Source organism: Streptomyces sp. NPDC104106, from assembly GCF_055584345.1.
The window spans coordinates 229355-244368 of sequence record NZ_JBVJMF010000002.1 but is presented as its reverse complement, the minus strand read 5'-3'; the positions used below and the strand labels follow the sequence as shown (position 1 = coordinate 244368).

The 15014-nt window shown below is 71.4% G+C and carries 7 protein-coding genes; 3 read left to right on the top strand and 4 right to left on the bottom strand.

The annotated features are described in order from the left end of the window. Window positions 1-331: 331 nt before the first annotated feature. Window positions 332-4135 (top strand): GH92 family glycosyl hydrolase, encoded by a 3804-nt coding sequence (locus ACZ60X_RS05010; protein WP_469593394.1) that lies wholly within the window; start codon window positions 332-334, stop codon window positions 4133-4135. Between the two features lie 58 nt (window positions 4136-4193). Here the strand turns inward: ACZ60X_RS05010 and ACZ60X_RS05005 are convergent, their stop codons facing one another. Further along, the gene (locus ACZ60X_RS05005) at window positions 4194-4481 is read right to left on the bottom strand and encodes a hypothetical protein (RefSeq protein WP_469593392.1); all 288 of its coding nucleotides are present in this window, start codon (window positions 4479-4481) and stop codon (window positions 4194-4196) included. Window positions 4482-4995: 514 nt separating this feature from the next. Here ACZ60X_RS05005 and ACZ60X_RS05000 point away from each other — a divergent pair. Then, window positions 4996-7674, top strand: a complete 2679-nt coding sequence (locus ACZ60X_RS05000) for a SpoIIE family protein phosphatase (protein ID WP_469593390.1) — start codon at window positions 4996-4998, stop codon at window positions 7672-7674. A gap of 20 nt (window positions 7675-7694) precedes the next feature. Here the strand turns inward: ACZ60X_RS05000 and ACZ60X_RS04995 are convergent, their stop codons facing one another. The 3 genes from ACZ60X_RS04995 to ACZ60X_RS04985 all read right to left on the bottom strand — a co-directional run bounded on the left by ACZ60X_RS04995 (window position 7695) and on the right by ACZ60X_RS04985 (window position 12890). Beyond that, window positions 7695-9314, bottom strand: coding sequence for an ATP-binding protein (locus ACZ60X_RS04995; protein WP_469593388.1), 1620 nt, complete (start codon window positions 9312-9314; stop codon window positions 7695-7697). A gap of 203 nt (window positions 9315-9517) precedes the next feature. Beyond that, window positions 9518-12235 carry an aconitate hydratase AcnA gene (acnA, locus tag ACZ60X_RS04990; RefSeq protein WP_469593386.1) on the bottom strand — a complete coding sequence of 906 codons (2718 nt, stop codon included), beginning with the start codon at window positions 12233-12235 and terminating at the stop codon, window positions 9518-9520. Between the two features lie 187 nt (window positions 12236-12422). Next, the gene (locus ACZ60X_RS04985; protein WP_469593384.1) at window positions 12423-12890 is read right to left on the bottom strand and encodes a hypothetical protein; all 468 of its coding nucleotides are present in this window, start codon (window positions 12888-12890) and stop codon (window positions 12423-12425) included. A gap of 364 nt (window positions 12891-13254) precedes the next feature. On the opposite strand from ACZ60X_RS04985, the gene ACZ60X_RS04980 reads away from it, so the two are divergent. Next, complete coding sequence (locus ACZ60X_RS04980) at window positions 13255-14784, top strand: helix-turn-helix domain-containing protein (RefSeq protein WP_469593382.1); 1530 nt, start codon at window positions 13255-13257, stop codon at window positions 14782-14784. The last annotated feature ends 230 nt before the right edge of the window (window positions 14785-15014 follow it).

Sequence of the window (15014 nt, the reverse complement as noted above, 5' to 3'; positions counted from 1 at the left end):
TCCAGGACTCAGGCGGTGAACCGGATCCTTCCCGGCACCGCTGTCGGGTCACGCTGGGTGGTGCAGGGCAACGCTGGAAGTGCCGACAGGTATAGTCCACTTTCGGTCGGCGGAGCAAGATCGTGCACAGGGTTCGCGATGGGTCTTTTCCGAGTTGAGACCTCACGGAAATGTCAGGCCGCCGTGCGCGCTTCGCCGGAGAATTTCGCGACATGAGCCCCGAACGCCACAGCCAACGCCCTTGACATCACCGACCACTTGACGCCCTACTGGTCCTGCGTCCCGAGCTTGACAACGTTGTCCGAACAGGACGCAGGAGGGGAATCCGTAGATGCAGCGGAGAACTCGGCACAGATGGGGTCCGGCGGCCGTCCTCACGGCCGCCTTTGTCATGGCCGCCGGCGCCCAGGGCGCGGCGGTCGCCCTGCCCGCCAAGGCTCCGGCCGCCGCAGTTGAGTTCGCATCCTCGTTCGAGGCGGGGGATCCGGCGCCGGACTGGATCGACACCGTGGAGACCGCGCCCGACGGCGGCAAGCGCGCCTCGGGCGTCGACGGCGGCTACAGCACCGGCATCCCGGGCAATGTGACGGACCATGTCACCGATGTCCGGGCGAGCGGCGAGAACGCGGGCGCCGGCGAGGTGAAGGAGAACCTGGTCGACGGCGAGCCCGGCACCAAGTGGCTGACCTTCCAGCCCACCGGCTGGGTGGAGTTCGACCTCGACAAACCCATCACCCTGGCGACCTACGCGCTCACCTCGGCCAACGACTACGCCGAGCGCGACCCGAGGGACTGGACGCTGCTCGGCTCCGGCGACGGCAAGGACTGGAAGACCCTCGACACCCGCTCCGGCGAGACCTTCTCCGAGCGGTTCCAGACGAAGTCGTACGACCTGGCCCGGCCGGCCGAGTACCAGCACTTCCGGCTGGAGATCACGAAGAACAACGGCGCCCCGGGCATCCTGCAACTCGCGGACGTGCAGTTCTCCACGGGCGGCAGCGGCGGCCCGGTGCCCGAGGACATGCTGAGCCTGGTCGACCAGGGCCCGGCCGCCTCGCCCACGGCCAAGGCGCGGGCCGGTTTCACCGGAAAGAGGGCACTGCGCTACGCCGGGCGGCACACGGCGGCGGGCCGGGCGTACTCGTACAACAAGGTCTACGACGTGAACGTGAAGGTCGGCGCCGACACCCGGCTGTCGTACCGGATCTTCCCGGCGATGGCGGACGGCGACCGCGACTACGACGCCACGAACGTCTCCCTCGACCTGGCCTTCTCCGACGGCACCTATCTGAGCGACCTCGGCGCGCTGGACCAGCACGGGTTCCCGCTGTCGCCGCGCGGACAGGGCGCGTCGAAGTCGCTGTACGTCAACCAGTGGAACGACGTGGTCTCGCGGATCGGCGCGGTCGCGGCCGGCAAGACCGTGAAGCGGATCCTCGTGGGATACGACTCCCCCGCCGGACCAGCGAAGTTCCGGGGCTGGATCGACGACGTGTCCCTGAGACCGGCTGCTCCCGAGCGGCCGAAGGCGCACCTGTCGGACTACGTGCTGACCACCCGGGGCACCAACTCCAGCGGCAGCTTCTCGCGCGGCAACGACTTCCCGGCGACGGCGCTGCCGCACGGCTTCAACTTCTGGACCCCGGTGACCAACGCGTCGTCGCTGAGCTGGCTCTACGAGTACGCGCGCGCGAACAACGCGGACAACCTGCCCACCATCCAGGCGTTCAGCGCGAGCCATGAGCCGAGCCCGTGGATGGGCGACCGGCAGACCTTCCAGGTGATGCCGTCGGCCGCGTCCGGGGCCCCGGACACCGGGCGCGAGGCGCGCGCGCTGCCGTTCCGGCACGAGAACGAGACCGCGCGGCCGTACTACTACGGCGTCCGGTTCGAGAACGGCCTCAAGGCCGAGATGGCCCCGACCGACCACGCGGCGGTGCTGCGCTTCACCTACCCCGGCGACGACGCGAGCGTGCTCTTCGACAACGTCACCGAGCAGGCGGGGCTGACCCTCGACAAGGAGCACGGGACCGTCACCGGTTACTCGGACGTGAAGTCCGGCCTGTCGGCCGGGGCGACGCGGCTGTTCGTGTACGGCACGTTCGACAGGCCGGTGACGGACGGGTCGTCGAGCGGGGTGAAGGGCTATCTGCGGTTCGACGCGGGCGCGGACCACACGGTCACGCTGCGCCTGGCGACCTCCCTGATCAGCGTCGACCAGGCGAAGGACAACCTGCGCCAGGAGATCCCGGACGGCACCTCCTTCGACACGGTCAGGCAGCGGGCCCGGCGCGCCTGGGACGGGCTGCTCGGCAAGGTGGAGGTGCGGGGCGCGAGCGAGGACCAGCTGACCACGCTGTACTCCAGCATGTACCGGCTGCACCTGTACCCCGACTCGGGCTTCGAGAAGGTGGACGGGAGGGACCGGTACGCCTCCCCCTTCTCCCCCATGCAGAGCCAGGACACCCCGACCCACACCGGCGCGAAGATCGTCGACGGCGAGGTCTACGTCAACAACGGCTTCTGGGACACCTACCGCACCACCTGGCCGGCGTACGCGTTCCTGACGCCCTCGCAGGCGGGGAAGATGATCGACGGGTTCGTGCAGCAGTACAAGGACGGCGGCTGGACCTCGCGCTGGTCCTCGCCCGGGTACGCCGACCTGATGACCGGCACCTCCTCGGACGTGGCGTTCGCCGACGCGTACGTCAAGGGCGTGCCGTTCGACGCGAAGGCCGCGTACCAGGCGGCGCTGAAGAACGCGACCGTCGTCCCGCCGATGTCCGGCGTCGGCCGCAAGGGCATGACCACCTCCCCGTTCCTCGGCTACACCAGCACCGCCACCACCGAGGGGCTGTCGTGGGCGATGGAGGGGCACATCAACGACTACGGCATCGCGCGGATGGGCGAGGCGCTGTACCGCAAGACGGGCGAGCGGCACTACCAGGAGGAGGCGGAGTACTTCCTCAACCGCGCCCGCGACTACGTGAACCTGTTCGACCCGAAGGTCGGCTTCTTCCAGGGCCGTGACGGCGACGGGACCTGGCGGCTGGACCCCTCGAAGTACGACCCGCGCGTGTGGGGGTACGACTACACGGAGACCAACGGCTGGGGCGACGCCTTCACCGTCCCGCAGGACAGCCGGGGCCTGGCCAATCTGTACGGCGGCCGGCAGGGCCTCGCGGACAAGCTGGACGCGTTCTTCGCCACGCCGGAGACGGCCTCGCCCGACTTCGTCGGCTCCTACGGCGGTGTCATCCACGAGATGACCGAGGCCCGGGACGTCCGCATGGGCATGCTGGGCCAGTCCAACCAGCCCGCGCACCACATCCCGTACATGTACGACGCGGCCGGGCAGCCCTGGAAGACCCAGGCGGCGGTCCGCGAGATCCTCTCCCGGCTCTACCTCGGCAGCGAGATCGGGCAGGGCTACCACGGCGACGAGGACAACGGCGAGCAGTCGGGCTGGTACCTCTTCTCCGCGCTCGGCTTCTACCCGCTCGTCATGGGCAGCGGCGACTACTCCATCGGCTCACCGCTGTTCAAGCAGGTCACCGTGCATCTGGAGAACGGCCGTGACCTGGTGGTCAAGGCGCCGGGAAACAGTGCCAAGAACGTTTACGTCCAGGGCGTGGCGTTCAACGGCCGCCCCTGGAACTCCACCTCGCTCCCGCACTCGCTGCTGTCCAAGGGCGGGGTGCTGGAGTTCTCCATGGGCGACAGACCGTCCACCTGGGGCACGGGGAAGAACGCGGCGCCGGTGTCCCTCACCCAGGACGACAAGGTGCCGGTGCCCCGGGCGGACGTGCTGAAGGGCGACGGGCCGCTGTTCGACGACACGTCGGCGACGGAGGCGACGTTCACCTCGGTGGACCTGCCGGTCGACCACGCGGTCAGGCCCGTCCAGTACACCCTGACGTCCCCGGCCGACCGCACCAGGGCACCGACCGGCTGGACCCTGCAGGGCTCGGCCGACGGCACCACGTGGCGGACGCTGGACCACCGCTCCGGCGAGGCGTTCCCGTGGGACCGCCAGACCAGGGCGTTCACCATCGCCGCGCCGGGCACCTACAGCAGGTACCGGCTGGTACTGGACGGCGCGGCGACGCTGGCGGAGGTGGAACTACTGGCCTGACGCGCGCACGGCAGGGGGCGGGCCCGTCCGGGTCCGCCCCCCTTGTTGCCGGGTGCGCTCAGCCGTGGCCAGGGCGAACACGCGGGAGCCGGACGCTCGCGACGGCCTTGCCGGCCGGGGCCGTGACCTCGTTGCCGTACCCGACGGTGCCGGCCGTGCCGTCGGTGTGGGTGACGGTCGCGGTGGCCTGCCGGTCGCCGTTGACCGCGCTGCCGATGACGGACAACCGACGGTAATACGCGGGAAGTTGGATGGTCCGGCCGATCGCCGAGGCGCTGTCCGGGCCGCCGCCGGGCGAGTCCGGCCAGGTGGAGGTGAGGCCCGCGACGGTGCGCCGCCCGCCCACGGCGAGTCCGGCCGCGGCGAGGGCCTGACGTGTCGTAAGCGGCGGTGTAGCAGGTGGTGCGGTCGGCGCTCCGTGCCGCCGCCGACCCGGATCCCGCCGAGCCGCTCGCGGCGGGCCCTTCCTCCCTACGACGGGTCGCGCACCACAGGTCTCACAAGCCCCAGGGACGACAACCCGCGCCACCTGTACCACGGAAGACCGCGCGCGCCGGGTCGGGCGCCCCCCGGATCACCCGGTCGGGCTACCTCAAGCGGGTTGACGAGGCCGTCCGTTGGGCCGGTAGAGTCATGGACAGAAGGTCAGACAACGTTGTCGCGCGACCCTTCGATCCGTCGGTACCGGCCCATCCCCGGACGCCCCCACACACAAGCCGGCACCACCCGGGCGGACACACCCACCCCCCTCACCCGCCCGGCTCGCGGACCCGGTGCGCCTCGCACCGGGTCCGCCCAGAGTCGCCCGGCCTACGAGACAGGCATAGCCACCCGGCGAACCTGGATGCTACAAAGGCCGCATGTCGGACATGTCCGAACGGTTGTCACGTCGCTCCTGGCGGCCCGTGATCGGCAAGAGCCCGCGGAGCGTCGCCGGGCAGGTCTTCGTCCTGCAAGTGGCGCTGGTCGTGGCGCTCGTCCTCTGCGGTGTCCTCGCGCTGTACCTCCAGTCGCAGCGGGACACCGGCACCGAGGCCAGGCGCCGCTCGATAGCCGTCGCCCAGACCTTCGCCCACTCCCCCGGCATCCTCCAGGCGCTGCGGGCCCCCGATCCGTCCAAGATCCTCCAGCCGCTCACCGAGGCGGGGCGCCGGGCCGCGGGCGTCGACTTCATCGTCGTCATGGACACCCACGGCATCCGCTACACACACCCCCTCCCCAGCAAGATCGGGCATCGGTTCGTGGGCCGGATCGAGCCGTCGCTGGCCGGCAAGGTCTACACGGAGAGCGTGCACGGCCCGCTGGGCCACGAGGAGCAGGCGACCGTTCCGATCGACGACACCAAGGGCAAGGTGGTCGGGCTCGTGTCCGCCGGGCTGAAGGTCGAGGACATCACCAACGCGGTGGACCGGCAGCTGCCGATCATCCTGGCGGCAGGCGCCGGCGCGCTCGTCCTGTCGACCGGGGGCACGGCCCTGGTGGGCCGGCGGTTGCGGCGGCAGACCCACAGCCTGGCCCCGGACGAGATGGCCCGCATGTACGAGCATCACGACACGGTGCTGCACTCCGTGCGGGAAGGGGTGGTCATCGTCGGCGCCGACGGACGGCTGCTGCTGGTCAACGACGAGGCGACGCGCCTGCTGGACCTGCCCGCCGAGGCCGAGGGGCGGACCGTGGCCGAGCTGCCGGAGCTGTCCGGCCTCGACGCGGACATCGTGGACCTGCTCGGCTCCGGGCGCGAGGCCACCGACGAGGTGCTGTTCGCCGGCGACCGGCTGCTGGCGGTCAACCAGCGGCCCACGGGCGGGGCCGGCGGCCCCGGGGGGACCGTGCTGACCCTCCGCGACTCCACCGAGCTGCTGGCGGTCTCCGGCCGGGCGGAGGCCGCCCGTGAGCGGCTCAAGCTGCTGTACGACGCCGGTCTGGGCATCGGTACCACCCTCGACGTGTCGAGCACCGCCGACGAGCTGGCCCGGGTCGCCGTGCCGCGCTTCGCCGACTTCGTCACCGTCGACCTGGCCGATGCCGTCCTGCGCGGCGAGGAGCCGGCCGCCACCGCCACGGACCTGCGGCGCATCGCCATGCGGGGGATCCGGGACGACCACCCGCTCTACGAGAAGGACCGGCTGATCGACTTCCTGCCGAGCACGCCCCAGGCCCGGGGGTACGGCAGCGGCCGCACCGAGCTGGTGACCGACCTGTCCGCCGCGCCGGACTGGCGGGCCCAGGATCCCGAGCGCACGCACGAGGTCCTGGAGTACGGCATCCAGTCGCTGATCGTCGCCCCGATCCGGGCCCGTGGTGTCGTGCTGGGCATGGCCAACTTCTACCGGGCCAAGCGCGAGGCCTTCGACGAGGAGGACGTGTCGCTGGCCGAGGAGCTGGTGGCCCGCGCCGCGGTGAGCATCGACAACGCCCGCCGCTACACCCGTGAGCACGCGCTGGCGGTCACCCTGCAGCGCAGCCTGCTGCCGCGCGCCCTGCCCGAGCAGAGCGCGCTCGACGTCGGGTACCGCTACACCCCCGCGCAGTCGGGGGTGAGCGGGGACTGGTTCGACGTGATCCCCCTGCCGGGGAGCCGGGTGGCGCTGGTCGTCGGCGACGTGGTCGGCCACGGTCTGCACGCGGCCGCCACGATGGGACGGCTGCGCACCGCGGTGCACAACTTCTCCACCCTCGATCTGCCGCCCGACGAGCTGCTGAACCATCTGGACGACCTCGTCGGCCGGATCGACCAGGACGAGGCCTGTGCGGAGACGGCCGGGGAGATCGCCGGTGCCACCTGCCTGTACGCGATCTACGACCCGGTGACGCGCCGCTGCACCATGGCGCGGGCGGGGCATCCGGCACCGGCGCTGGTCCACCCCGGCGGAAGCGTCACCTTCGCCGATCTGCCCGCCGGGCCGCCGCTCGGCATCGGGGGCATGCCGTTCCAGACGGCCGAGCTGGAGCTGGCCGAGGGCACCCGGCTGGTGCTGTACACGGACGGGCTCATCGAGGACCGCACCCGGGATCTGGACGTAGGGATGGAGCTGCTGCGGCAGTCCCTGGAGCGGCACGAGGGCCGCTCACCGGACGAGACCTGCCAGGCGGTGCTGGACGAGCTGCTGCCCGGGCGGCCCACCGACGACGTGGTGCTGCTGGTCGCGCACACCCGGGCGCTGGCGCCCGACCGGGTCGCCGCGTGGGACGTGCCCCGCGATCCGGCGGCGGTGGCGGGCATGCGCCTGGCCGTGGCCGGAAAGCTGGACGAGTGGGGCCTCGCCGAGCAGGGCTTCGCCATGGAACTCGTCCTGAGCGAGTTGGTCACCAACGCCATCCGCTACGGAGCCGATCCGATCCGGCTGCGGCTGATCCGCGACCGCGCGCTGATCTGCGAGGTGGCCGACGGGAGCAACACCTCGCCGCATCTGCGGTACGCCGCGACGACCGACGAGGGCGGCCGTGGGTTGTTCCTGGTGTCGCAGATGACCGAGCGCTGGGGTGTCCGGTACAGCCCCCAGGGCAAGGTGATCTGGGCGGAGCTGGCACTGCCGTAGCGCGCGCCGCGGCGGGCGGGTCAGACGGGGCTGCGCAGCGGCCCGGACAGGCGTGCCGGGGGCGGCTCTCCCGCGGTGGGGGCCGGCTCCGCGGCGCGGAGTTCGATGCGGAACTCGGTGCGGCCCGGCTCGCTGCGTACGTCGATCCGGCCCCGGTGCGCGTCGGTGATCGCCGCCGCCACGGCCAGCCCCAGCCCCGAGCCGCCCTCGCTGAGGCCCTGGCGGGTACGGGAGGGGTCGGCGCGGGTGAAGGGGTCGAAGACCGTGGGGAGCAGGGCGGGCGGGATGCCGGGGCCGTCGTCGCCGACGCGCACCGTGTGGTGGCCGGCGGCGGTCTCGACGCGGGCGGTGACCGTCGTCCCGGGCGGGGTGTGGACGCGCGCGTTGGCCAGCAGCGCGGTCACCGCCCGTCTCAGGCTGCGACCGTCGCCGGCGACCAACAGAGGGTGCTCCTGGGGTAGTTCGAGGCGCCAGAGGTGGCTCGGAGCGGCCGTACGCGCCTCGCGTACCGCCTCCGCGACCAGGACGGCGAGGTCGACGTCGGCCGTGCGCGGCGGTCCGCCCTCGGCGAGCCGGGCGAGCAGCAGCAGGTTCTCGACCAGGCCGGTGAGCCGGGCGGACTCGGTGCCGATCCGGCGGCGGGCGAGGTCGGCGGTGCCGTCCGGCGCGGGGAGGCGGTTCATCAGCTCGGCGTAGCCGGCGATGGAGGCGAGCGGGGTGCGCAGTTCGTGGCCGGCGTCGGCGATGAAGCGGCGCATGCGCTCCTCGCCGCGCCGGCGTTCGGCGAGCGCGGCCTCGACCTGGTCGATCATGCGGTTGAGGGCGGCGCCGACCTGGCCGGTCTCGGTGCCCGGGTCGGCGTCGGCCGCGGCGACCCGGGCGAGCGGGGCGGTCCGGCCGGCGCCGAGCGGGGTCCGGGCGACCTCGGCGGCCATCGCGGCGACCCGGGCGAGCGGGGCGGTCCGGCCGGCGCCGAGCGGGGTCCGGGCGACCTCGGCGGCCATCGCGGCGACCCGGCCGAGCGGGCGCAGCTGCCGCCGGACGGCGAGGGCGCAGCCGGCGGCCGCGAGGGCGAGGACGGCACCGGTGGCCACGGCCTCGATCCGCACGAGCCGGTCGAGGGTGTGCCGTACGTCGTCCTGGGGCAGGCCCGCCAGGACGCGGACACCGCGCGCGTCGAGGGCGGTGACACGGTAGGTGCCGAGTCCGGGGACCGTGCGGGTGTGGGCCGCGCCGTCGTCGGGGACGCCGGTCAGGGCGGCGCGCTGGGCCGGGGTGAGCGGCCGCGGACGCTCGTCCGCGCGCACGACCGCGGCGGCGAGGACGGCTCCGCCGGCGTCGAACCGGGCGGCGAGCAGCCCGTCGGGGTGGCCGCCGGTGCCGAGGAAGGCGAGGTCGGCGGGGCGGGCGGGCCGGCGGGCGGCGCCGGTCACCCCGTGCGCGGCGGCCGCGCCGACCCGGTCGTCCAACGCACCCATGAGGAAGGCGCGTTGGCTGAGGAAGGTGGTGAGGGTGAGGGTGGCGCAGACGACGGCGAGGGCGGCCGTGACGAGGAGCGGCAGGCGGGTCCGCAACGCCCGGATCCGGGTGCGGCGGCGGCCGCGGGTACGACGGGCGTGCGGCCCGGGAGTGCCTGGCATGTACCGAGTCTGTGCCGGGTGGCTGGGGGAAGCCTGTGCTCCGTCTGGGGAGGGGCGATGGGTGGCCGGCGGCGGGGTGCGGCCCGGAGGCGGACCGGGGCAAGGCGAAGGGCCGCGCCCCCGGTACGCGGGGGTGCGGCCCTCTACGGCTGCCGTGTCATGCGGTGCGGTGCCGGTGTGGTGACCGGCTCGCCTGGTCTCGCTTACTTGCGGATCAGGTTGCGCAGCACGTACTGCATGATGCCGCCGTTGCGGTAGTAGTCGGCCTCACCGGGGGTGTCGATGCGGACGACCGCGTCGAACTCGACACCGGTGTCGGTGGTGACCTTGACCGTGCGCGGCGTGGTGCCGTCGTTCAGCTCCGTCACGCCGGAGATGGAGAAGGTCTCCTCGCCGGTCAGACCGAGGGACTGCGCCGAGGCGCCCTCCGGGAACTGCAGCGGAAGCACGCCCATGCCGATGAGGTTCGAGCGGTGGATGCGCTCGTAGGACTCGGCGATGACGGCCTTGACGCCGAGGAGCGCGGTGCCCTTGGCCGCCCAGTCGCGGGACGAGCCGGAGCCGTACTCCTTGCCGGCCAGGACGACCAGCGGGATGCCGGCGGCCTGGTAGTTCTGCGAGGCGTCGTAGATGAAGGAGACCGGGCCGCCCTCCTGCGTGAAGTCGCGGGTGTAGCCGCCCTCGGTGCCCGGCGCGATCTGGTTGCGCAGGCGGATGTTGGCGAACGTACCGCGGATCATGACCTCGTGGTTGCCGCGGCGGGAGCCGTAGCTGTTGAAGTCGCGGCGCTCGACGCCGTGCTCCGTGAGGTACTGGCCGGCCGGGGTGTCGGCCTTGATGGCGCCGGCCGGGGAGATGTGGTCGGTGGTGACCGAGTCGCCGAGCTTGGCGAGGACGCGGGCGTCGGAGATGTCCTGGACCGGCTCGGGCTCCATGCCCATGCCCTCGAAGTACGGGGGCTTGCGGACGTAGGTGGACTCGGCGTCCCACTCGAAGGTGTTGCCGGTCGGGATCGGCAGCGCCTGCCACTGGGCGTCGCCCGCGAAGACGTCGGAGTAGGACTTGTTGAACATGTCCTCACCGATGGCGTTGGCCACGACGTCGTTGACCTCGGCCTCGGACGGCCAGATGTCCTTCAGGTAGACCGGGTTGCCGTCCTGGTCGGTGCCGAGGGCGTCACGGGTGATGTCCACCTTCATGGAGCCCGCGATGGCGTAGGCGACGACGAGCGGCGGGGACGCCAGGTAGTTCATCTTGACGTCGGGGTTGATCCGGCCCTCGAAGTTGCGGTTGCCGGACAGGACCGAGGTGACGGCGAGGTCGTGGTCGTTGACGGCCTTGGAGACCTCCTCCGGCAGCGGGCCGGAGTTGCCGATGCAGGTGGTGCAGCCGTAACCGACCAGGTTGAAGCCCAGCTTGTCCAGGTACGGGGTGAGGCCGGCCTTCTCGAAGTAGTCGGTGACGACCTTCGAGCCCGGGGCGAGGGTGGACTTGACCCACGGCTTGCGGGTCAGGCCCTTCTCGACCGCCTTCTTGGCGACGAGGGCGGCGCCGATCATGACGTACGGGTTGGAGGTGTTGGTGCAGGAGGTGATGGCCGCGACCGTCACCGCACCGTGGTCCAGCTCGTAGGTCGTGCCGTCGGGGGCGGTGACCTGGCACGGGTTGGACGGGAAGCCGTTGGGGTGGGCGGCCGGGGCGTCGGAGGCCGGGAAGGACTCCTTGCCCGCCTCGTCGACGTCGTCCACGTAGTTGCGGACGTCCAGCTTGAACTGCTCGGCGGCGTTCGCGAGGACGATGCGGTCCTGCGGGCGCTTCGGGCCGGCGATGGACGGCACGACGGTGGACAGGTCCAGCTCGAGCTTCTCGGAGAAGTCGGGCTCGGCCTTCGGGTCCAGCCAGAGGCCCTGCTCCTTGGCGTAGGCCTCGACGAGCGCGACCTGCTGGTCCGAACGGCCGGTCAGACGCAGGTAGTTCAGGGTCTCGTCGTCGATCGGGAAGATCGCGGCGGTGGAGCCGAACTCCGGCGACATGTTGCCGATGGTGGCGCGGTTGGCCAGGGACGTGGCGGCGACGCCCTCGCCGTAGAACTCGACGAACTTGCCGACCACACCGTGCTTGCGGAGCATCTCGGTGATGGTGAGCACGAGGTCGGTGGCGGTGGTGCCGGGCTGCAGCTCACCGGTGAGCTTGAAGCCGACGACGCGCGGGATGAGCATGGAGACCGGCTGCCCGAGCATGGCGGCCTCGGCCTCGATGCCGCCGACGCCCCAGCCGAGGACGCCGAGGCCGTTGACCATGGTGGTGTGCGAGTCGGTGCCGACCAGGGTGTCCGGGTACGCCTTGCCGTCGCGGACCATGACGACACGCGCCAGGTGCTCGATGTTCACCTGGTGGACGATGCCGGTGCCCGGCGGGACGACCTTGAACTCGTCGAAGGCGGTCTGACCCCAGCGCAGGAACTGGTAGCGCTCCTTGTTGCGGCCGTACTCCAGCTCGACGTTCTGCTTGAAGGCGTCGCTGGTGCCGAACTTGTCGGCGATGACGGAGTGGTCGATGACCAGCTCGGCCGGCGCCAGCGGGTTGATCTTGGCGGGGTCGCCGCCCAGCTCCTTCACGGCCTCACGCATGGTGGCGAGGTCCACGACACAGGGCACGCCGGTGAAGTCCTGCATGATCACGCGGGCCGGCGTGAACTGGATCTCCTGGCTGGGCTGGGCCTGGGAGTCCCAGCCGCCGAGGGCGCGGATGTGGTCGGCGGTGATGTTCGCGCCGTCCTCGGTGCGGAGCAGGTTCTCCAGCAGGACCTTGAGGCTGTACGGCAGGCGGGCCGAGCCCTCCACCTTGTCCAGCCGGAAGATCTCGTACGACTCGTCGCCCACCTGCAGCGTGCTGCGGGCGTCGAAGCTGTTCGCCGACACGACAGTCTCCTTCATTGATGTGCGCGTACCACCGTCAATCGTGCCGCCACGCCGGTCTGGCCGATCCGCTGAGGTAAGGCTAAGTTAGGTAACCCTCAGCGAGTGGCGGCTGCGGTGCGCCTGGCAGATATCTCGATGTCGAGATAACTCTAGTACATGGGCGCTGGATGGTCATGCCCGACCCGGGTCACCAGTCCCGTTCGGCGGTGGTCTTGGCCGGGCCGAGGACGTCCACGTGACCGTGATCGCCGTAGACCGACGCCCGCCAGCGGGCGTAGACCGCGGCCGTACGCTGCGCATCCTCCTCTTCCCCCGCGCCGTAGTCGACGCGCACCACGGAGGTGGTGCGGTCCCCGCCGGCGGGCGTACGCACGTAGGCGCCGGTCACGTGACCGGCGATGCGGGCGTCCGCCTTCGGCGCGTCCGCCGTCAGGTAGGCGCGGAACTCGCGGAGCATGGGGAACCAGCGGTGCGGACCGGCCGTCGGCACACCGCCGTCGTCGTCCGCGGTGTCCCCCATGGGCGGACCGGGATCCTGCCGGTCGTCACTGGTGGTGTCCGGGAGCTGCTGGTCGTCACTGGTGGTGTCCGGGAGCTGCTGGTCGTCGGTCGTCGTGTCGGGCAGTTGCTGGTCGTCCGCGGTCCCGTCCCTCACGGACGCCCCCCCCCGGCCGGGCCGGCCGCCGGGGCGTTCGCCTGCCGCGCGCCGCAGGAGGCCAGAGCGCAGCACAGCACGAGTACGGCGGCAGCGGCGACGGACCGGCACCGCGTCCTGTTCTTCATGGATGTTCCCCCTTTTCGCAGGAGGAGAGGGGGACGAGCGGACCGGGGTTCCGCACCGTGCGGCGCGCCGGGGACGCACCGCAGACACGCGAGGGACACTCCGGGGAAAGCCCGCTCAAACAGGATTTAACTCGCCAATTTCGTCGAATCCGCATCTGGGCTGGTCGTTGACGCGCTATCACCCGAATGGACCCCCTTGACGGGTGCCATCTCATATCTGAGATAGCCTCAGCCTCATGGCAGACGACTACCTCGTACGCATCGGCAAGCTCATCCGTGACGCCCGGCAGCACCGTGGCTGGACACAGACGCAGCTCGCGGAGGCGTTGGGCACCAGCCAGAGCGCGGTCAACCGCATCGAGCGCGGGAACCAGAACATCAGCCTTGAGATGATTGCCCGGATCGGCGAGGCCCTCGACAGTGAAATCGTGTCGCTGGGGTATGCGGGGCCCATGCATCTACGAGTCGTCGGCGGTCGTCGGCTGTCCGGCGCCATCGACGTGAAGACGAGCAAGAACGCCTGCGTGGCGCTGCTGTGCGCCTCGCTGCTCAACAAGGGGCGCACGGTACTGCGCCGGGTCGCCCGGATCGAGGAGGTGTACCGCCTGCTGGAGGTGCTGAACTCCATCGGCGTGCGCACCCGCTGGATCAACGACGGCGTCGACCTGGAACTGGTGCCGCCGGCCGAGCTGGAGATGGCGGCGATCGACGCGGAGGCCGCCGTACGCACCCGCTCGATCATCATGTTCCTCGGCCCGCTGCTGCACCGCATGGACGCCTTCAAGCTGCCCTACGCCGGCGGCTGCGACCTGGGCACGCGGACCATCGAGCCGCACATGATCGCGCTGCGCCGGTTCGGCCTGGACATCGCGGCCACCGAGGGCCAGTACCACGCGCGGGTCGACCGCGCGGTGCGCCCCGACCGCCCGATCGTGCTGACCGAGCGCGGCGACACCGTGACCGAGAACGCGCTGCTGGCCGCCGCACGGCACGACGGCGTCACGGTCATCCGCAACGCCTCCTCCAACTACATGGTCCAGGACCTGTGCTTCTTCCTGGAGGCGCTCGGGGTCAGGGTCGAGGGCATCGGCACGACCACACTGACGGTGCACGGCGTGCCGAACATCGACGTCGACGTGGACTACTCCCCCTCCGAGGACCCGGTCGAGGCGATGAGCCTGCTGGCCGCCGCCGTGGTGACGGAGTCCGAACTGACCGTGCGCCGTGTGCCGATCGAGTTCCTGGAGATCGAGCTGGCGGTCCTGGAGGAGATGGGCCTCGACCACGACCGCAGCCCCGAGTACTGCGCGGACAACGGCCGTACGCGGCTGGTCGACCTGACCGTCCGCCCCTCCAAGCTCGAAGCCCCGATCGACAAGATCCACCCCATGCCCTTCCCGGGTCTGAACATCGACAACGTCCCGTTCTTCGCGGCGATCGCGGCGACGGCGCAGGGGCAGACCCTCATCCACGACTGGGTCTACGACAACCGCGCGATCTACCTCACCGACCTCAACCGGCTCGGCGGCCGGCTCCAACTCCTCGACCCGCACCGGGTGCTGGTCGAGGGCCCGACCCGCTGGCGCGCCGCCGAGATGATGTGCCCGCCCGCCCTGCGCCCCGCCGTGGTCGTCCTGCTCGCGATGATGGCGGCCGAGGGCACGTCGGTGCTGCGCAACGTCTACGTCATCAACCGGGGTTACGAGGATCTCGCCGAGCGGCTGAACTCGATCGGCGCGCAGATCGAGATCTTCCGGGACATTTGATGCGCAAATGCCGCCACACCCCGTCTGACCTGCGGTGAAGCGGGTCAGGAAGGGGTGCGGCGGCATCCGTGGGACTTCTCTGGGACTTTGCGCCCGCGGCGGGCCCACCGCCGACCTCACCATCAACCTCCGCTCCGCCACCCCCGCGATGCGTGAGCACCTGCTGGACGCGGTCGAGTGGATCGTCCGTGCCGAAGCGGCCGGGCCGCTTCCGCGGCACCGAGGGAGCC

Bases quoted from the DNA above. Each gene is read 5' to 3' on its own strand.
- ACZ60X_RS05000 (WP_469593390.1), top strand. From the start codon at position 4,996: ATGTCGGACATGTCCGAACGGTTGTCACGTCGCTCCTGGCGGCCCGTG.
- ACZ60X_RS04980 (WP_469593382.1), top strand. From the start codon at position 13,255: ATGGCAGACGACTACCTCGTACGCATCGGCAAGCTCATCCGTGACGCC.
- ACZ60X_RS04995 (WP_469593388.1), bottom strand. From the start codon at position 9,314: ATGCCAGGCACTCCCGGGCCGCACGCCCGTCGTACCCGCGGCCGCCGC.
- ACZ60X_RS05010 (WP_469593394.1), top strand. From the start codon at position 332: ATGCAGCGGAGAACTCGGCACAGATGGGGTCCGGCGGCCGTCCTCACG.